The organism is Ruegeria sp. BI11, from assembly GCF_056538005.1.
In genome coordinates this window covers 58,265-75,225 of record NZ_JBQFSM010000002.1, presented here as the reverse complement: position 1 = coordinate 75,225, position 16,961 = coordinate 58,265, and the positions used below count along the sequence as shown (strand labels likewise).

Here is a 16,961-nt window from a genome sequence, read left to right as displayed (position 1 = left end):
TCACGGGACTTCACGTATAAAGGATTCGCGCCAATAGCGCAAGAGAACCGCAAGATGCTGTTGCAGCTCTCTTTAAGATTTCTAGGTTTTGTGGATCAGTTGGCCTGAGGAATCAGGGGCGCGTTGTCGCCCTGAGCCGGAGGCAACAGATCATCCGCCGACGGAACCGCCGGGGTGCTTTCCTCGGTCGCGGCCGGAGCCGGAACGCCCAGACGATCGATAACCGAGCTGCCTGAAGACTTCTGAGCGGCCAGAATGGTCAGCGTGATCGAAGTCACGATAAAACAGGCCGCCAGAATCCAGGTCACTTTGCCCAGCGCGGTCGCTGCTGCACGGCCTGTCATGGCGCCACCGCCGCCACCGCCCATACCCAGGCCGCCGCCTTCGGACCGCTGCATCAGGACAACGGCGATCAAGCCCAGAGCCAAAAGAAGATGGATGATGAGAACGACGTTTTCCATGGTGGTCCTGTACAGCGTGGCGTGTATCGCGTGGTACTTATGCAAGTTTGCCAGCGGGGGCAAGGGATGAGTTAGCATCATAACACGTGATGGGCCGTATCACATCAAAGAGACTGGACAGGTGGGCAATTGCTGACGCAGGCTGCGGGCCATGCCACATGACGATCACGACCACCCGCACGCCTTGTTGCCGCCTGAACCTGCGCTGCGGGTCAAGGCTCTTGAAACGATTCTGACGCGCAAGGGACTGATCGATCCCGCAGCGCTGGATGAGATCATCGACACCTATCAGAATAAGATCGGCCCGCAGAATGGCGCGCAGGTCGTTGCGAAAGCTTGGGCTGACCCAGCGTTCCGGAAAGCTCTGCTGGAGGACGCTACATCAGTTGTTGCCGATCTGGGTTTCTACGGTCGACAGGGTGAACACATCATGGCGGTCGAGAATACGCCGGATCAACACAACATGGTCGTGTGCACATTATGCAGCTGCTATCCGTGGCCTCTGCTGGGTATTCCGCCGGGCTGGTATAAATCCGATGCCTATCGAGCCCGCGCCGTGCGCGAACCTCGCAAAGTATTGGCCGAATTTGGTGTCGCATTGCCGGCCGAAACGGCTGTGCGAGTGTGGGATTCGACCGCGGAGATACGCTACCTCGTGTTGCCGATGCGCCCGGAAGGGTCAGAAGGGTTGGGCGAAGACGACCTCGCCACACTTGTCACCCGGGACAGCATGATTGGCACAGGCCTGCCTAAGGTGCCATCATGACCCGTGTGCACGATATGGGCGGTCGCTTTGGGGACGGCCCGGTTAATCCCGAGGCCGAAGACGCCCCCGTCTTTGCCGAAGACTGGCACGGTCGCGCATTGGCCGTGACGCTTGCGGCGGGGTTTCTGGGGCAATGGAACATCGACGTTTCGCGCCACGCGCGGGAAAAGTTGTCGCCGAAGGACTACGCGCGATTCTCCTATTACGAAAAGTGGATATCCGGTTTGGCCGATCTGCTGGTCGAGAAGGGTGTGCTAACTGTGGATGATTTGTCGGGCGCGGGCACAGAAAACCCACACCCGTTGACAGCCCATGTTCTGAAAGCAGGGACCGTCTCAGGAGCCTTGGCCAAAGGCGGGCCAGCAGATCGGCCCTCAGACGTGCCGATACAGTTTGAGGTTGGGCAGAAAGTTCGCACTGTGGATCCTGCAGCCAATCGTCTGGTGACAGGCGGCCATACGCGGCTACCGATCTATGCGGCTGGTGCAAATGGCCGAATTTTGCGGCTGCACGGCACCCATGTTCTGCCGGATTCAAATGCGCACGGTTTGGGTGAGGCCCCGGAACCCCTTTATGCGGTGGCCTTTGCCGCCTCTGAACTGTGGGCCGATCCGGAGCATCCGAATGATGAGGTGGTTCTGGACCTGTGGCAAAGCTATCTGGAGCCCGCATGAGCAACTGCGTCACCCATTCCGCGCCAGAACCGGTTTTCGCCGAACCCTGGCACGCCCAGGTCTTTGCCGTGACTGTTGCATTGAACGAGGCCGGACGATTCGACTGGCCCGACTGGGCCGAAAGGTTTTCGCAGACGTTGAAACGACACGGGCTAGACAGGGAACTGGATGGCGGGGATGACTACTTCCAAGCGTGGCTGGAAACCCTTGAGCGATTGCTGGTCGAACAGGGCTCGGCTGAACCGGGTGACATTCAGCAGTTAAGAAATGCCTGGGAAGAGGCATACCTGACGACGCCGCATGGGCAACCTGTGCATTTAGTGGCAAGTGAATAGGGGGCGCTGCCCCCGCCGCCCGTTCCCGGCGACTCCCCTGAAGTATTTGTGGGCAGGTAAACAGGGGATCCGATCTTCATCTGGCCAAAAATACCTCCGCCGGAGGCACCACGCGTAGCGTGGTTCTTAACTGCGGCGAATTACCGGTTTCCCTGTCGCGTTGACCCAGCTATACGACCCGAGTTTGGTAACTCAGCGCAAAAGGACCGAATATGGCCAATGTGGTTGTTGTCGGCGCCCAGTGGGGCGACGAAGGAAAAGGCAAGATCGTCGACTGGCTCAGCGAGCGGGCAGACGTGATCGCGCGTTTTCAGGGCGGGCATAACGCCGGTCATACGCTGGTCATTGATGGCGAAGTCTACAAGCTGAACGCGCTGCCCTCGGGCGTTGTGCGCGGCGGTAAGCTGAGCGTCATCGGCAATGGTGTGGTTTTGGACCCATGGCATCTGGTCAAGGAGATCGCTTCGATCCGTGAGCAAGGTGTCGAGATCACACCTGAAACGTTGATGATCGCCGAAAACACACCTTTGATCCTGCCGATCCATGGTGAGCTTGACCGGGCTCGCGAAGAAGCCGCCAGCAAAGGCACCAAAATCGGCACAACCGGGCGCGGCATTGGCCCGGCGTACGAAGACAAAGTTGGTCGCCGCTCGGTGCGCGTTGCTGATCTGGCGGATCAGGCCACGCTTGAAGCGCGCGTAGACCGCGCGCTGCAACATCATGACCCGCTGCGCAAAGGTCTGGGAATCGAAGCAGTCGACCGGGACAAGCTGGTTGACCAACTGAAAGAGATCGCTTCGGAAATCCTGCCTTTTGCAGCTCCGGTCTGGAAAGTGCTGAACGAAAAGCGCAAGGCGGGTAAGCGTATATTGTTCGAAGGGGCGCAAGGCGCGTTGCTGGATATTGATTTCGGCACCTATCCTTTTGTGACCTCTTCCAACGTGATCGCCGGGCAAGCGGCGACCGGCGTAGGTATTGGACCGGGATCGGTCGATTTTGTTCTGGGGATCGTCAAGGCATACACCACCCGCGTGGGTGAGGGGCCTTTCCCGACCGAACTGGATGACGACGATGGTCTGCGCCTGGGAACACGTGGGCATGAATTTGGTACCGTAACGGGACGCAAGCGGCGTTGCGGTTGGTTTGACGCCTGTCTGGTGCGTCAGACCTGTGCGACCAGTGGTGTGAACGGCATCTCGCTTACCAAGCTGGACGTGCTGGATGGGTTCGAAACGCTGAAAATCTGCGTGGGATATGAGCTGGACGGTGAGCGTCTGGATTATCTGCCCACTGCTGCAGACCAGCAAGCGCGCTGCAAACCCATCTATGAAGAAATGCCAGGCTGGAGCGAATCCACAGAAGGCGCGCGTAGCTGGGCCGATTTGCCAGCCAACGCGATCAAATATGTGCGTCGCGTGGAAGAACTGATCGAGTGCCCCGTTGCCCTTCTATCCACCAGCCCGGAGCGGGATGACACCATTCTGGTGACCGACCCGTTTGCCGACTGATGAGTGATAACGGCAAAACCGGTCTGAGCTACAAGGCCCGGCGGCGCTGGTCGCTGGTGCTGCTGCTGATCGGGCTTCCGGTTTATATCGTGGCGGTGGTGACGGTGGTGAACTGGCTCGATCGCCCACCGATCTGGCTGGAACTGCTGGTCTATGTCGTATTGGGCATTCTGTGGGCCCTGCCGTTCAAGTTTGTCTTCAAGGGTGTCGGAAAAGAAGACCCAGAGCAAAACTCGGATTGACCGTCGTCCATGCCAGTGAAAATCAAAAAGGGGCCAGAGAAATCTCTGGCCCCTTTTCAAATGATCTGGTCTGCGGTCAACCCGCTGCGCGCTCGTCATCCGGGCGGAACCCGATGTCGGTCGAGGCCGCAAAACGCCCGCCGCCTGCTTTTTCGATTTTTCCGTCGCGCAGCAACTGACCGAAGGACCGCAGGCTTTCCTCGCGATTGAATTCATTCTGCTTGAGCGAGCGGATTTTGTTCATCAACTGCGGGCGCGAAAACTGTTCCTGACCTTCGATAAAGGACAGGTATGCCGCGGCAGCCTCAAGCAAGTCGGGCAGGGACTGCGCACCCTGTTCCTGAGCGAATAGGGCAAAACCACCTTCTTCGGGTGTTTCGTCTTCAGCTTCAGCTTCGGATTTGACGCGGCGAGGGGTGATAGGCCCGGTGTCTACGGTCTGATTGTCGATGCGCTGTTCAGCCACCAGCTTTAGAGGGGCCGCTTCATCGCTGCTTGGGCGCATGCTGGTAACCTGAACGTCCGGGCGGCGCGGGCTGACGACCGAAGACAAATCACCACGATAGCCCTGTTCTTCACCGTCCTGCCCCGCGGCCTTATTGCCATCACGTTCGGCTTCGGTTGCCGCGACAGCCGCGCGCAAATGCGTGTAGGCTTCGCGCTGATTGCTGGTGTCCGGATCGTTCAGCTGTTCGCCGGCCTTGTCCATCAGACGCGACACATCCCGATCCAAGTCGGCCCCTTCATCGTCTGCCTTGGCCGCGCGCTTTGCTAGAACAGCTTCGACGCTTGAAATTTCTTCCAGCAGGTCGATTTCATCCTCTTCCGTCAGCACGCCTTCATCGGCAGGAGCGATAGTGTCTTCTTCCGAACCGGTGTCGCCAAGGATATTGGGTTCTTCTTCGGTCGCGTTTTTGGCGGAAAACTCAAGATCCGAAAACAGGGCATCCAACGTTTCTTCTTCGGTCTGGTCTTCCTCAGCTGTGTCCAACGCTTCAGTTTCCTGGGCTTCGGTTTCTTCCAAAGCTTCGGGTTCGCTTTCCAGAACCAAGGTCTCCGCGTCCTCAGACTGTGGCACTTCAAGCTCCGCTTCGGTCACTTCCTCCGCATTGTCTTGTGTTTCGGCGGGGGCGCTGACTTCGGGCGCGACGTCCAGATCTGAGGGATCAAGCGAACCAGCTGCAAAGGCCGCAGCAACCGCGTCAGACGGACCGGCACTTTTCATCAGGGTCGTGTCTTCGTCTTCGGTATAGATGACCGAGTTCTCTTCGGAATGAGAGACAACGGCACGGATGCGCTGCAGCTTGGCTGCTATGCTGTCCGCAGCAGGTGGCGGGGTATCTTCCACGGCCTCTGCGTCGGTGAAAACAGGCTGAGAGGGGGACGGGGTGCCAATGACGTTCAGACCCGACGCGCTGGCAGCGGATTGGGGTGGAGTGGCAGTTTCGTCGGTTGCGCGGATAAGCAAGCCGGCATCGCTTTGGCTGGCTTCGACCTTGCGGGACGCGTCACGCTGCGCGATCCGGGTAAGCATTTCTGTGTCGGGCTGCGGGGGTTCAGAACCAAAGTAGCGATCATCCGCCGCGAGATCGCGGAAATATTCGGCAATCGCTTTCATCGTTTCAAAGGAATCATCAAAGCCTTCCAAAGTGCACGAGAAGGTTCCATAAGAAACGGTCAAAACCTTGTTATTCTGTACCATCAGACGCACGTCCTCTACAAACTACGAGAGCCATATTCCCGGCGACGGGCACACCAATGGCTCGAAACTCTCTGCATGAACCTACCATTTTGTGGTCTCAATGTGTCCAAATCCGGGAAAAATGATCAATCTTAAAAAAAATCAGTCAATTGTGCGGTCTGAGGAGCCAATCGCGGTGGTCGGAGGCGGAGAAATCGGTCCCGAAGACCTAAATTTGGCGCTGATTCGCGTCAATGCCATTGTGGCCGCAGATGGCGGAGCGATCCCGGTTATGGATTCGGGGCGTATGCCGGATGCGGTTATCGGTGATTTTGATTCGCTGAATAGCTCTTATCGTGACCGGATTCCGGCAGATCGTTTGTTCCCGATCCGCGAGCAGGACAGCACGGATTTCGACAAGACCCTGCGCAGCGTCGAAGCACCGCTGGTTCTGGGGATCGGATTTCTGGGCGGACGGTTGGATCACCAGTTGGCGGTGCTCAATGCGTTAGTCCGGCTGCAGGATCGCCCCTGCGTTTTGCTGGGGGAACATGAGGTCGTATTCCACGCGCCGCCACGGATCGCGTTTGATCTCTCACCCGGCGATGTGGTTTCGCTTTTCCCGTTTCAGCGGGTAACCGGGCGCAGCCGGGGGCTGGAATGGCCGATCGACGATTTGGTGTTAGAGCCGAACGGCCGCGTCGGGACCTCCAATCGCGCCTTGTCGAGTGTGGAGCTAGAAGTGGACGGGCCCGGCCTGTTGGTCATGGTGCCGCGCGACGCCTTGGATCAGGTCATGCAGGCGTTTCTGTCGGAGCAGATCGGGCGTTGGCCCGCTCGTGCAGAATGACATAGAGGCCCGCGGTGATGATTATCCCAATACCGATAGCCGCGATCCCGTTGGGCAGATCATGAAAGATGAGCCAGCCGAACAGGGTGGCCATCGGAATTTCCAGATACTGCATTGGCGCCAACGTTGCCGAAGGCGCAAAACGCAGCGCCCATGTCATGAACAGATGAGCTACAGTGCCCAGCAACCCGATTGCGATCAGCAAAAGGTGGATGTCCGGGTGCGGAACGATCAGCGATACGACCCAAGTGCTGCTGATTGACCCAACCAACAGAATCGGCAGCAATAGTACAGTGGCCATCAGGCCTGACACGGCCTGCAAGGCGATTGGGTCGGTGTCCTTGGCGATCTGGCGGGTCACCAGCATGAACAGGGAAAAGAGCAATGCCACCACCAGCGGCAGCAGGGCTGCGGTACCCACTTGAACAAAGCTGGGCTGGATGACCAGTAAGGTGCCAACAAAGCCCACGGCACAGGCAGTCAGGCGGCGCGGACCGACGGTTTCTCCCAGCACGCATTTGCCCAGAATCAGCATGATGAACGGCATTACAAAGACGATGGCGATCGCATCGGCCAGCGGCAGGAACAGCAGTGAACTGAACATGGCTGCGAGGGCTAGGACATGCAGAACCGTGCGAATGAAGGTCAACCGCAGAATACGGCCACGCATGCGTAGTGTTCGTCCGGTCAGCAGAGCTAGTGGGATCAGCACCAGCGCCTGAACTGCAAAGCGGACAAAGACGAGCATGCCGATGGGAGTGGTTTCGGCCAAAAGTTTTGCCATCGCATCGCCCATCGGCGCGATGATACAAAAGCCAAGCATCAAAACGATGCCAAAGACCGGGCGATCTTGTGTCATACGCGTGACGCTACGGGGTTTGGGACCCGGTGGAAAGCGTTTAGGGCAGAGGCTGAACCTTGGTGTAGTCCGGCCCGATGCAGGTGGGCAGGCCGTCACCCAGCTTCAGCCAATGCAGCTTTTCCTCATGCGCCACATGCAATGTGGGTTCCAATTGGTTGGGGTCTTCCAGCGTCGCCACATAAAGATGAAGCACATCCGACATGGATTGCGACCGGAATGATATCGGAGTGCCGCAATCGGGGCAGAAACTGCGGGTGACACCGGGCGACGAAGCGAAGGTTTTCGGCTCGTCACTAGTCCAGCGCCACTGGCCGTCGCGCACGCCGAAATAAGTGGTCATCGGCGCGGCGCATTGCCGTCTGCAACTGTCGCAATGACAGGTGACGCAGGACAGGACCGGAGGCGTAACCTCGTACCGGATGGTGCCGCACAGACAATGTCCCCGCATGGTATCTCCCTTATTGCGGCATCAGCAGTTGGGTACGTTCACCGCCAGACCACCCAAAGACGTTTCTTTGTATTTCTCATGCATATCATGGCCGGTCTGGCGCATGGTCTCGATGACGGAGTCCAGCGGCACAAAGTGCTTCCCATCACCACGCAATGCCAGAGAGGCCGCTGAAACGGCTTTGATCGCAGCCAGCCCATTGCGTTCGATGCAGGGCACCTGCACAAGACCAGCAACCGGGTCACAGGTCATGCCTAGATGGTGTTCCAGCGCGATTTCAGCGGCGTTTTCAACCTGTTCCGGCGTGCCGCCCATAACGGCGCACAGCCCTGCTGCGGCCATAGCCGACGCACTTCCGACCTCGGCTTGACAGCCCGCTTCGGCGCCTGAGATCGAAGCGTTATATTTTACCAGCCCGCCGATGGCGGCAGCGGTCAGCAGGAAATCCTCGATATGGCTTTCCGACGCGCTCGGCACGTGATCAAGGTAATAGCGCAGCACTGAAGGCATCGTGCCAGCTGCACCATTGGTCGGGGCGGTGACAACCTGCCCGCCGGCAGCGTTTTCCTCGTTCACCGCCATCGCATAGACGCTCATCCAGTCATTGATGGTGTGCGGCGCGTTCAGGTTCATGCCCCGTTCGGCCAGAAGGGCATCGTGAATGCCCTTGGCGCGGCGACGCACGTTCAGGCCGCCGGGCAAAATACCGTCAGTCGACAGGCCGCGTTCGATGCAGTTGTTCATAACCTCCCACAGACGTGCGGTGCCCTTGGCGAAACTGTCGGCGCAGCCGCGCGAAATCTCGTTCTCGCGCTTCATCTGAGCGATGCTTTTGCCGCTGGCCTTTGCCATTTCAAGCATTTCGGCGGCGGATTTGAACGGGAAGGGGACCGGGTCGCCCTCGTCCGTAGCCTTGCCATCGGCCAGTTCCTCTTCGGTCAGGACAAACCCACCGCCGACCGAATAGTAAACCTGCCGCAGGATCACATCGCCCTGCGCGTCGGTGGCCATCAGGATCATGCCGTTGGCGTGGCCGGGCAGGTTGTTTTCATAATCAAAGATCAGATCGCTCTTTGGGTTGAACTGAAGCGTCGGCAACCCTTCGGGCGTGACCAAGTGCGTTTCGGAAATCTCGGCCAGTGCGGCCTCGGCCTTGTCGTTGTCATAGGTGTCGGGCACAAACCCGGCCAGCCCGAGGATGGTGGCGCGGTCGGTGGCGTGTCCGACCCCGGTAAAGGCCAGCGATCCGTGCAGCGAGCCGCGCAGCCCCGCGAATTCGAACGGAGACGCGCGCATCAGGTCCAGAAAACGCGCGGCGGCCACCATCGGCCCCATGGTATGAGACGAAGACGGGCCGATGCCCACTTTGAACATATCGAAGACAGATAAAAACATATTAGGTAGCTGAGCCTTCTTCAGGTGTAGCGTAACGTGGTGAAGTGAACGGCGTAACCCCCAACCCTTCGGCCGCGATGGCGGCCTGGGTTGCGGGGCGGGATTCCAGCCGCGTCAGGATTTCTTGCAGATAAGGCGTGTCCGCCAGTTGAAACCAACTGCGATCCGCGCTGGCAGGGTACAGCGCCATCCAGCGCATTTGGCAGGCCAGATAATAGGTCAGAACCGAGGGAGTATCGGCGTGCAGCCAGATCGGTGCGTTCCGGGCCACGACATCCAGTACTTGCAGATGTCGGCGCAGGCGCGGGCGTATTCCTGTACGCAGGGTCTCGGCCTGAGCGGCGTCGATGTATTTCTCGGCATAGAACAGAATGCGCAGATCGGCGTGCAGCGTGTTGGATGCAAAGAACAGCCATTTCAAAAACGCCGCCCGGTCCGGGCAGTCTGGGGCAGGAGCCAGTTGTGCATGCGTATCCGCCAGCCACAACAGAATGGCCGCCGTTTCAAAGATCGGTCCTTGTGGGGTGTCCAACACCGGGATCAATCCGTTCGGGTTCAAGTCCCGATAGGCCGCACTGTCCTGATCGTTCCGGCGGCGGTCCACCAGAACGGTTTCATAGGGCAGGCCCATCTCTTCCAGCGCCAGTCTGATCACAAGCGAGGCGTTGTCGGGGGCATAGTGTAAGCGATAGGGCGCGGTCATGCGTTCCTATGTACAATGCAGGGCGGATGCCGGAAGCCTCGATTGCGACGTTTCCCATCGGAAACGCGTATTTTCCTCACATGTTTACGCTATCCAGCGTCGAATTGGCTCTCGCGGTTGGTGACTGCATTCCGTATAAGTCTGGCAGTAATAAAGGGAAACGCTGCCATGACCGGAGATCTGTCACCCATCGACAATGCCAAATTTGTTGCCGCACGCCGCGCCGCTGATTTGGTTCAGGACGGTATGCGTGTCGGTCTGGGGACCGGCTCAACCGCGGCCTGGATGGTGCGCCGGCTTGGCGAACGGGTGCAGAACGAAGGGTTGCGGATAAAGGGAGTTCCGACCTCGATCCGTACCGCTCAACTGGCCCGTGAAGTCGGGATCGAAGTGGTCTCATTGGATCAAGCCGGATGGCTGGACCTGACAATCGACGGCGCGGATGAGTTCGATGGTGATCTGAACCTGATCAAAGGCGGCGGTGGTGCGCATCTGCAGGAAAAGATCGTGGCCACAGCCAGTGACCAGATGGTTGTCATCGCCGATGCGGGTAAAGAGGTCGAAACCCTGGGCGCATTTCCCCTGCCAGTCGAGGTGATCCCCTTTGGCTGGCAAACCACCCGCACTTTGATCCAAGAGGTGCTGGACACAATGGATGTTCTGGGTACTTCGGCCATGCTGCGCATGGATGGTGAGGCACCTTTTGTGACAGATGAGGGCAACCATGTTCTGGACCTGCATCTGCAACGCATCGGCAATGCACGCCAATTGGCGCTGGTGCTCAATCAGGTGCCGGGCGTGGTCGAGAACGGGTTGTTCATCGACATCTGTGACAAGGTTGTGATCGGCCACGGCGACGGTCGGGTCGAATTGCGCGATATCAACGCAGGCACAACCGAGCTGGACGAGCTGGTGGATGGTGGTGAGAACCTTTTCTCGGATCTGGCGGATTAAGGGTTGGAAGCAGCGGCCACTTTCGTTGTCAGAGAAAAGAAGCTCACCCGAGTACTGCGCCTAGTTCTGAGGGGCGGCGGTGCTATCTTGTTGGGATTGATACCGATCGCCTACTTTGGCTTTACGCCGCGCCCGGAAAGCCCATATGCCCTGTTTTTTGACGTGAGCATGGGCATTCTTGCTGTTTGTGTCCTAATTTACTTAGGTCAGCTGCTTCGCAGAACTGATTTGGTTGCCTCTGTTTCGCCCGAAGGGCTTTCTTTTGCTTACAAAAAGCCAGCTGGGCTTTGTGAAATCGTCAGTTGCCGCTGGGATGAGGTGAAGGCGATTGAGGTGCTGCGGGCGAGCAGTTGCATACCTTTTCAGGCGCAAGCGGCAGTTTGTATTCGACTTCGAAACGAGAATAGTCTCGCAGACTTTCCGTTGAAACGCATTCCGCAGCGCATATCTGACCAGTTCATCGACACTTTGCGCGAGTATTGGCCCGACTTGGACAGCCCGTGGGAGGTTCAGTTTGCCAAACGGAAGACTATGGACAGCAGCGCGAGATAGAGTACACCCCTTGCAAGCCCAATGGGCGCTTGCGGTAATTTGGAAGAGGCACGGTAAATGAGCTTTGATTATGATCTGTTCGTCATCGGAGGCGGCTCGGGCGGGGTGCGCGCGGCGCGTGTGGCAGCCGGTGAGAATGGTGCCAAGGTGGCGCTGGCCGAAGAAGATCGTTACGGCGGTACCTGCGTCATTCGGGGCTGTGTGCCGAAAAAACTGATGGTCTTTGCCAGTGAATTCTCGGGCACCATGCAGGACGCGCAGGCCTATGGCTGGGATGTCAAACCCGGCGCGCTGGATTGGAACACGTTCCACGACAAGCTGGTAGCGGAACTAGACAGGCTGGAAGGTGTCTATCGCAGCATCCTGAAAAACAACGGTGTCGAAAGCTTTGATCAGCGCGCTCATGTAGTCGATGCGCACACGGTTGAACTGGCCGATGGCACTCGTAAAACGGCCAAGCACATTCTGATCGCAACCGGTGGCCGTCCGGTTGTGCCCGAGTTTCCGGGCTCGGATCTAGCGATTACCTCGAATGAGATTTTCCATCTGGAAAAACTGCCCCAGAGCATCTTGATCGTGGGCGGCGGGTATATCGCCAGCGAGTTCGCGGGCATCATGAACGGGATGGGCGTGAAAACCACTCAGTTCTATCGCGGTGCGCAAATTTTGCGTGGTTTCGATGAAGAGGCGCGTGGTTTGATTAGTGAAGAGATGTGCCAGAACGGCATTGACCTGCATCTGGGTACCAATGTGCTGGAGATGAAAAAGCAAGGTGACAAGATCTGGGTTAAGGCCACCAACGGGACTGAACAACTGTTTGACGTGGTCATGTATGCTACTGGCCGCACACCCAACGCCGATAATCTGGGGCTTGAGGCCGTTGGCGTCGAGCGTGGTCGCAAGGGTGAGATTATCGTGGACGAATACAGCCAGACCGGCGTACCCTCGATCTACGCGATCGGGGATGTGACTGACCGTGTGAACCTGACTCCGGTTGCGATCCGCGAAGGCATGGCCTTTGTGGAAACCGTATTCAAAGGCAACCCGACGCCTGTGGATCACGAACTGATCCCTACTGGGATCTTTACCCAGCCGGAATTCGGCACCGTGGGCCTAAGCGAAGAGGACGCAGCGGCGCAGGAACCGATTGAGGTTTACGCGACATCTTTCAAGCCGATGCAGAAGTCTTTCGCCGGCGGCACACAACGGGTGCTGATGAAACTGATCGTCAGCCAAGCCACACGCAAGGTATTGGGCTGCCACATCGTTGCCCCGGGCGCAGGTGAGATGATCCAGCTGGCCGGAATCGCCGTAAAAATGGGTGCAACCAAGGAAGATTTCGACCGTACGGTTGCGGTTCATCCGGTCATGGCCGAAGAACTGGTGACAATGCGGCAACCTGTACGCACTGCTTGATTTGCAACCGCGCGTACACAAGTTACAAGGGAACCCGTGATCACACGGTCCAACACGAAGGAATAGATACATATGGCGGGCAACAGCGGTGGCCCCTGGGGGGGCGGAGGCTCTTCCGGTGGCGGAGGAAATCGGGGTAACAACGGGGACGGGCGCAAGCCCCCCGAAGGCGATGGCCCGCAGATCCCCGAGATCGACGAGCTGATGAAAAAAGGCCAGGAACAGCTGCGCGTCCTGATGGGGGGCGGTGGCGGCCGTGGCGGCAGTGGACGGGGAGCAGGTGGCGGAGGTCCGATCTTTACCAAAGGTACGATTGCGATCGGCGTGCTTGTCGCAGCGGTTCTTTGGGGCGCTGCCAGCGTTTACACTGTAAAACCCGAAGAACAGTCAGTTGAGCTGTTTCTGGGTGAGTTTTCTGCCGTTGGAAACCCGGGTCTGAACATTGCCCCGTGGCCCTTCGTGACTGCCGAGGTCATCCCGGTTACTCGTGAACAGACCGAAGACATGGGCGGCGCCCGTGGCAGCGACGATGGTCTGATGCTGACCGGCGATGAAAACGTTGTCGATATCGACTATCAGGTCGTTTGGAACATCAACGATCCGGCCAAGTACCTGTTCAACCTGCGCGACCCGCGTCAGACGATCCAGGCCGTGTCAGAATCGGCGATGCGTGAGATTATTGCGCAAAGCGAGCTGGCCCCGATCCTGAACCGGGACCGTGGTATTATCGCTGAGCGTCTGCAGGAACTGATCCAGTCGACGATGGACAGCTACGATTCCGGCGTGAACATCATTCGTGTAAACTTTGACAAGGCTGACCCGCCGCAAGACGTGATAGCAGCATTCCGCGACGTTCAGGCGGCTGCGCAGGAACGTGACCGTCTACAGAACGTGGCTGACGCCTATGCAAACCAGGTTTTGGCTGATGCGCGTGGTGAAGCCGCCCAGGTTCTGGAACAAGCCGAAGCCTATCGCGCCCAGCAGGTCAACAGTGCCCAGGGTGAGGCCAGCCGTTTCAGCGCGGTTTTGGAGGAATACTCCAAAGCGCCGGACGTGACCCGCAAACGCCTGTATCTGGAACGGATGGAGCAAGTTCTGGGTGACGTGGACAAGATCATCCTGGATGAGAACTCGACCGGTCAGGGGCAGGGCGTCGTGCCGTATCTGCCGCTGAACGAATTGCGCCGCAATCAGGCCGAGGAGAGCAACTGATGCGTAAATCACCCCTTATCCTAATTGCCGTCATCATTCTGGCTGTAGTTGGCTTGTCTTCGATCTACATCGTGGATGAGCGTGAGCGTGCTCTTGTTCTGCGGTTTGGTCGTGTCGTCGACGTCAAGGAAACCCCGGGTCTGGCGTTCAAGCTGCCGTTTGTCGATGACGTGGTGCGTTATGACGACCGCATCCTGTCGATTGACGTTCAGCCGCTGGAGGTTACGCCTCTGGATGATCGCCGTCTGGTTGTTGATGCCTTTGCGCGGTATCGGATCGCCGACTTGAACCGGTTCCGTCAGGCCGTTGGTGTTGGCGGTATTCCTCTCGCTGAGGATCGTCTGGACCGTATCCTGCGCGCCGAAACCCGCGAAGTTCTGGGTTCGGTGTCGTCCCGCGACATCCTCAGCTCTGACCGGGCCGCACTGATGCTGCGTATCCGCAACAGCGCCATTGCGGAGGCACAGGCGCTGGGCGTCAACGTGATTGACGTGCGTCTGAAAGCAACGGACCTGCCACAAGCCAACCTCGAAGCGACCTTTAACCGGATGAAAGCCGAACGGGAACGTGAAGCCACCGACGAACGCGCCCGTGGTAAGGAAGCCGCGCAGCGTATCCGCGCGCAGGCCGACCGGACCGTGGTCGAACTGGTATCGGATGCCAACCGTGAGGCCGAGATCATTCGCGGTGAGGCTGACGCCGAACGCAACGCGATCTTTGCCGAAGCCTATGGCGCGGACCCAGAGTTCTTTGAATTCTACCGCTCGCTATCCGCTTACGAACAGGCTCTGGGCGGGGGCAACAGCTCGATGGTGTTGACCCCGGATTCCGAGTTCTTCAACTACCTGAAATCGCCGACCGGTCAGGGCGGCCGGTAATGGGTATGATCCTTCTGGCCCTTGGGCTGGTACTGATTGTCGAGGGGCTGGCCTATGCGCTGGCCCCTTCGCTTATTGAACGTATGCTTGAGGCGCTGCGGAGCTTGCCTGAACAGGCGCGCCGGTTGGCCGGGCTGCTATGCGTGGTTAGTGGTCTGGTGTTGCTTTGGGGCGCGTATCAGCTCGGGTTTTAATACAGACATTTCAATTGCCAGTGAATTACCCGCGATCCCGAGTTGCGGGCTTGGACAAACTGACTACATTGGTTGCTAAGAAGGGTTGCTGAAGGGCGACCGCCATAGAATTGTCGACAAGGAGTTCCCAAGTGCAGGCACAAGCGCGCAGTATTTCGGTCCAAAGGGACGATGGTGTTAGTTTCATGCGGCTGATGTGGTTGGCCTTTGCGGGGATGCTGCTTGTACTGGCCCAAGCCGTTGCCGCGCAGGCGCGGAACGAAAGCTTAGCTCCATTGGCCGAAAAGATCAGCCCAGCGGTAGTGAACATCACGACGTCGACGCTGATTGAAAACCAGACCGGTCCGCAAGGGATCGTGCCCGAGGGCTCTCCGTTCGAGGATTTCTTCCGCGAGTTTCAGGATCGCGGAGATAATGGTGAAAACGCCCCGCGCCGCAGCAATGCTTTGGGATCGGGCTTTGTGATTTCCGAAGACGGCTATATCGTCACCAATAATCACGTCATCGCCGAAGCTGATGAGATTCTTGTGGAATTCTTTCCCGGTGATGGCCAGCCCAAGAAAGAGCTGCCCGCCAAGGTGATCGGCACGGATGAAAAAACCGATATCGCGCTGCTCAAGGTCGAAGCCACGGGTCCTCTACAATATGTACAATTCGGCGACAGCGATATTGCCCGCGTGGGTGATTGGGTGATCGCCATGGGCAACCCGTTAGGGCAGGGATTTTCGGTCTCGGCTGGTATCGTGTCGGCCCGCAACCGGGCGCTGAGCGGTTCGTATGATGACTACATTCAGACCGATGCTGCGATTAACCGAGGGAACTCGGGCGGGCCGCTGTTCAATATGAATGGCGAGGTGATCGGCGTGAACACCGCGATCCTGTCACCTAATGGTGGCTCGATCGGGATCGGATTCTCGATGGCGTCCAATGTGGTCGTCAAAGTCGTCGATCAACTGCGCGAATTCGGCGAGACTCGCCGTGGCTGGCTGGGTGTGCGCATTCAGGACGTGACCGAGGACATGGCCGAAGCGATGGGGCTGGACAAACCTGGGGGCGCGCTGATCAGCGATGTTCCGGATGGTCCGGCTAAGGAAGCAGGCCTTCTAGCAGGTGACGTGATCCTCAGCTTTGACGGAGTCGAGGTCGAAGATACCCGCGGCCTGGTTCGTCAGGTGGGCGAGACCACGGTTGGCAAATCGGTTCGTGTCGTGGTGCACCGCGACGGGGGTACTCAGACCGTTCTTGTAACACTGGGCCGCCGCGAGGATGCAGAACGCGCTGACAGCGAAGAGGAAGAAACTCCGGAGGCTGCGCCTGAAGAGAACGCCGACATTTTGGGTCTGACAATTTCACCCCTGACCGACACGCTGCGCACCGATCTTGGTCTGGACGCGGATGCTGAAGGTCTGGTTGTAACCGAGGTGGACGAAACGTCAGAAGCCTATTCCAAGGGTCTGCGCGCCGGTGATCTGATCACCGAAGCCGGTCAGCAGAAGGTTACTTCAATTGGCGACCTTGAGACGCGCATGGAAGAAGCGCGCGAGGCTGGTCGCAAGTCGTTGCTGCTACTGGTGCGCCGTGGTGGAGAGCCTCGCTTTGTAGCGCTTAGCTTGGGTGAATAACTGACAACTTAACAAGTCAAAAGGCCGGGGTTAATGCCCCGGCCTTTTGCTATTAGAAGCCTGAAATGAAATGAGCCATACACCGGGGAGGCGTATGGCTCTGATACAGGGAGAGGTCAGTGGACAGATATCGGGGATGATTCTCTGACCTCCTACGGTAACAAATTGAGACTAGGCTTTGCGCGGTAAAAGGTCTGTGAAGCAGGTC

General features: G+C 58.3%; 19 protein-coding genes. 13 read left to right on the top strand and 6 right to left on the bottom strand.

Annotation, left to right across the window (positions count from 1 at the left end; translation table 11 throughout):
• Positions 1–95: 95 nt before the first annotated feature.
• A complete protein-coding gene (gene secG, locus ACR0DT_RS05175; RefSeq protein WP_058280875.1) occupies positions 96–461 on the bottom strand; it encodes a preprotein translocase subunit SecG in 366 nt (121 codons plus the stop codon).
• 151 nt (positions 462–612) lie between these two features.
• Here secG and nthA point away from each other — a divergent pair, with 151 nt between their 5' ends.
• The 5 genes from nthA (at position 613) to ACR0DT_RS05150 (ending at position 3,986) form a co-directional block, all read left to right on the top strand.
• Positions 613–1,227 (top strand): nitrile hydratase subunit alpha, encoded by a 615-nt coding sequence (gene nthA, locus ACR0DT_RS05170; protein ID WP_480709733.1) that lies wholly within the window; start codon positions 613–615, stop codon positions 1,225–1,227.
• Complete coding sequence (gene nthB / locus ACR0DT_RS05165; protein WP_480709732.1) at positions 1,224–1,901, top strand: nitrile hydratase subunit beta; 678 nt, start codon at positions 1,224–1,226, stop codon at positions 1,899–1,901. The genes nthA and nthB overlap by 4 nt, the downstream gene beginning before the upstream one ends.
• Positions 1,898–2,236, top strand: coding sequence for a nitrile hydratase accessory protein (locus ACR0DT_RS05160; RefSeq protein ID WP_480709731.1), 339 nt, complete (start codon positions 1,898–1,900; stop codon positions 2,234–2,236). The genes nthB and ACR0DT_RS05160 overlap by 4 nt, the downstream gene beginning before the upstream one ends.
• A 212-nt stretch (positions 2,237–2,448) precedes the next feature.
• On the top strand, positions 2,449–3,744 hold the full coding sequence (locus ACR0DT_RS05155) for an adenylosuccinate synthase (protein ID WP_480709730.1): 1,296 nt from the start codon (positions 2,449–2,451) through the stop codon (positions 3,742–3,744).
• The gene (locus tag ACR0DT_RS05150; protein ID WP_480709729.1) at positions 3,744–3,986 is read left to right on the top strand and encodes a DUF2842 domain-containing protein; all 243 of its coding nucleotides are present in this window, start codon (positions 3,744–3,746) and stop codon (positions 3,984–3,986) included. The genes ACR0DT_RS05155 and ACR0DT_RS05150 overlap by 1 nt, the downstream gene beginning before the upstream one ends.
• 76 nt (positions 3,987–4,062) lie before the next feature.
• Here ACR0DT_RS05150 and ACR0DT_RS05145 read toward each other — a convergent pair whose 3' ends face one another.
• Complete coding sequence (locus ACR0DT_RS05145; RefSeq protein ID WP_480709728.1) at positions 4,063–5,688, bottom strand: hypothetical protein; 1,626 nt, start codon at positions 5,686–5,688, stop codon at positions 4,063–4,065.
• Between the two features lie 121 nt (positions 5,689–5,809).
• Here ACR0DT_RS05145 and ACR0DT_RS05140 point away from each other — a divergent pair, with 121 nt between their 5' ends.
• Complete coding sequence (locus ACR0DT_RS05140) at positions 5,810–6,517, top strand: thiamine diphosphokinase (RefSeq protein ID WP_480709727.1); 708 nt, start codon at positions 5,810–5,812, stop codon at positions 6,515–6,517.
• Here ACR0DT_RS05140 and ACR0DT_RS05135 read toward each other — a convergent pair.
• Genes ACR0DT_RS05135 through ACR0DT_RS05120 form a run of 4 tightly spaced genes read right to left on the bottom strand, consistent with a single transcriptional unit; the run spans position 6,462 to position 9,925 of the window.
• Complete coding sequence (locus ACR0DT_RS05135) at positions 6,462–7,376, bottom strand: DMT family transporter (protein ID WP_480709726.1); 915 nt, start codon at positions 7,374–7,376, stop codon at positions 6,462–6,464. The genes ACR0DT_RS05140 and ACR0DT_RS05135 overlap by 56 nt on opposite strands.
• A gap of 40 nt (positions 7,377–7,416) precedes the next feature.
• The gene (locus ACR0DT_RS05130; RefSeq protein ID WP_480709725.1) at positions 7,417–7,827 is read right to left on the bottom strand and encodes a GFA family protein; all 411 of its coding nucleotides are present in this window, start codon (positions 7,825–7,827) and stop codon (positions 7,417–7,419) included.
• A 21-nt stretch (positions 7,828–7,848) separates the two neighbouring features.
• Positions 7,849–9,222 (bottom strand): L-serine ammonia-lyase, encoded by a 1,374-nt coding sequence (locus tag ACR0DT_RS05125; protein WP_480709724.1) that lies wholly within the window; start codon positions 9,220–9,222, stop codon positions 7,849–7,851.
• A gap of 1 nt (position 9,223) precedes the next feature.
• A complete protein-coding gene (locus ACR0DT_RS05120; RefSeq protein WP_480709723.1) occupies positions 9,224–9,925 on the bottom strand; it encodes a glutathione S-transferase family protein in 702 nt (233 codons plus the stop codon).
• Positions 9,926–10,093: 168 nt separating this feature from the next.
• On the opposite strand from ACR0DT_RS05120, the gene rpiA reads away from it, so the two are divergent.
• The 7 genes from rpiA (at position 10,094) to ACR0DT_RS05085 (ending at position 16,753) form a co-directional block, all read left to right on the top strand.
• Entirely contained in the window at positions 10,094–10,879 is a 786-nt protein-coding gene (gene rpiA / locus ACR0DT_RS05115; RefSeq protein WP_480709722.1) for a ribose-5-phosphate isomerase RpiA, read from the top strand.
• A gap of 3 nt (positions 10,880–10,882) precedes the next feature.
• Positions 10,883–11,431, top strand: coding sequence for a hypothetical protein (locus tag ACR0DT_RS05110; RefSeq protein WP_480709721.1), 549 nt, complete (start codon positions 10,883–10,885; stop codon positions 11,429–11,431).
• Positions 11,432–11,488: 57 nt separating this feature from the next.
• On the top strand, positions 11,489–12,847 hold the full coding sequence (gor, locus tag ACR0DT_RS05105; protein ID WP_480709720.1) for a glutathione-disulfide reductase: 1,359 nt from the start codon (positions 11,489–11,491) through the stop codon (positions 12,845–12,847).
• 72 nt (positions 12,848–12,919) lie between these two features.
• Positions 12,920–14,059 (top strand): FtsH protease activity modulator HflK, encoded by a 1,140-nt coding sequence (gene hflK, locus ACR0DT_RS05100; protein WP_480709719.1) that lies wholly within the window; start codon positions 12,920–12,922, stop codon positions 14,057–14,059.
• Positions 14,059–14,937: a protease modulator HflC gene (hflC, locus tag ACR0DT_RS05095; RefSeq protein WP_480709718.1), complete on the top strand. Its 879-nt coding sequence runs from the start codon at positions 14,059–14,061 to the stop codon at positions 14,935–14,937. The genes hflK and hflC overlap by 1 nt, the downstream gene beginning before the upstream one ends.
• Positions 14,937–15,131, top strand: a complete 195-nt coding sequence (locus ACR0DT_RS05090) for a DUF2065 domain-containing protein (protein ID WP_480709717.1) — start codon at positions 14,937–14,939, stop codon at positions 15,129–15,131. Before hflC ends, ACR0DT_RS05090 begins: the two co-directional genes overlap by 1 nt.
• Positions 15,132–15,316: 185 nt before the next feature.
• On the top strand, positions 15,317–16,753 hold the full coding sequence (locus ACR0DT_RS05085) for a Do family serine endopeptidase (protein WP_480710269.1): 1,437 nt from the start codon (positions 15,317–15,319) through the stop codon (positions 16,751–16,753).
• Positions 16,754–16,961: the final 208 nt, after the last annotated feature.

What these genes read in the sequence shown, in the direction of transcription:
- secG (WP_058280875.1), bottom strand. Translation starts at nt 461, where the DNA reads ATGGAAAACGTCGTTCTCATCATCCATCTTCTTTTGGCTCTGGGCTTG.
- nthA (WP_480709733.1), top strand. Translation starts at nt 613, where the DNA reads ATGCCACATGACGATCACGACCACCCGCACGCCTTGTTGCCGCCTGAA.
- nthB (WP_480709732.1), top strand. Translation starts at nt 1,224, where the DNA reads ATGACCCGTGTGCACGATATGGGCGGTCGCTTTGGGGACGGCCCGGTT.
- ACR0DT_RS05160 (WP_480709731.1), top strand. Translation starts at nt 1,898, where the DNA reads ATGAGCAACTGCGTCACCCATTCCGCGCCAGAACCGGTTTTCGCCGAA.
- ACR0DT_RS05155 (WP_480709730.1), top strand. Translation starts at nt 2,449, where the DNA reads ATGGCCAATGTGGTTGTTGTCGGCGCCCAGTGGGGCGACGAAGGAAAA.
- ACR0DT_RS05150 (WP_480709729.1), top strand. Translation starts at nt 3,744, where the DNA reads ATGAGTGATAACGGCAAAACCGGTCTGAGCTACAAGGCCCGGCGGCGC.
- ACR0DT_RS05145 (WP_480709728.1), bottom strand. Translation starts at nt 5,688, where the DNA reads ATGGTACAGAATAACAAGGTTTTGACCGTTTCTTATGGAACCTTCTCG.
- ACR0DT_RS05140 (WP_480709727.1), top strand. Translation starts at nt 5,810, where the DNA reads ATGATCAATCTTAAAAAAAATCAGTCAATTGTGCGGTCTGAGGAGCCA.
- ACR0DT_RS05135 (WP_480709726.1), bottom strand. Translation starts at nt 7,376, where the DNA reads ATGACACAAGATCGCCCGGTCTTTGGCATCGTTTTGATGCTTGGCTTT.
- ACR0DT_RS05130 (WP_480709725.1), bottom strand. Translation starts at nt 7,827, where the DNA reads ATGCGGGGACATTGTCTGTGCGGCACCATCCGGTACGAGGTTACGCCT.
- ACR0DT_RS05125 (WP_480709724.1), bottom strand. Translation starts at nt 9,222, where the DNA reads ATGTTTTTATCTGTCTTCGATATGTTCAAAGTGGGCATCGGCCCGTCT.
- ACR0DT_RS05120 (WP_480709723.1), bottom strand. Translation starts at nt 9,925, where the DNA reads ATGACCGCGCCCTATCGCTTACACTATGCCCCCGACAACGCCTCGCTT.
- rpiA (WP_480709722.1), top strand. Translation starts at nt 10,094, where the DNA reads ATGACCGGAGATCTGTCACCCATCGACAATGCCAAATTTGTTGCCGCA.
- gor (WP_480709720.1), top strand. Translation starts at nt 11,489, where the DNA reads ATGAGCTTTGATTATGATCTGTTCGTCATCGGAGGCGGCTCGGGCGGG.
- hflK (WP_480709719.1), top strand. Translation starts at nt 12,920, where the DNA reads ATGGCGGGCAACAGCGGTGGCCCCTGGGGGGGCGGAGGCTCTTCCGGT.
- hflC (WP_480709718.1), top strand. Translation starts at nt 14,059, where the DNA reads ATGCGTAAATCACCCCTTATCCTAATTGCCGTCATCATTCTGGCTGTA.
- ACR0DT_RS05090 (WP_480709717.1), top strand. Translation starts at nt 14,937, where the DNA reads ATGGGTATGATCCTTCTGGCCCTTGGGCTGGTACTGATTGTCGAGGGG.
- ACR0DT_RS05085 (WP_480710269.1), top strand. Translation starts at nt 15,317, where the DNA reads ATGCGGCTGATGTGGTTGGCCTTTGCGGGGATGCTGCTTGTACTGGCC.